Below are 247 nucleotides of genomic sequence, written 5' to 3'. Positions count from 1 at the left end.
TCTGCGGCACGAGCCGTCAACTCGACGTCCGTGGCCGTCGCTGCGGCAGCCGTCGCCGTTTCGGACGCCACGGCGGCGGCTGCGGCATGGGCGGTCGCCGCAGCAGCTGCCTGAGACGCATCGCCGGCGTGGTCTGCGGCGCGATCGGCTGCGGCCGCGGCAGCGTTGGCGTGCGTGGCTGCATCAAGGGCGTGGCGACGGGCGTCACGGGCAGCCAACGCGGCCTTCCGGGCAAGCCCCTCCGCAG

At 75.3% G+C, this 247-nt stretch carries 1 protein-coding gene; it reads left to right on the top strand.

Annotated elements, in window-relative coordinates:
* Window positions 1–247, top strand: a 247-nt coding sequence (locus tag C7C46_RS36135; protein ID WP_220040758.1) for a hypothetical protein, incomplete at both ends; no start/stop codon positions are given.

It is taken from the genome of Streptomyces tateyamensis, assembly GCF_003205575.1.
Taxonomy (GTDB): domain Bacteria; phylum Actinomycetota; class Actinomycetes; order Streptomycetales; family Streptomycetaceae; genus Kitasatospora; species Kitasatospora tateyamensis.
This window is presented reverse-complemented; position numbering and strand designations above follow the sequence as displayed.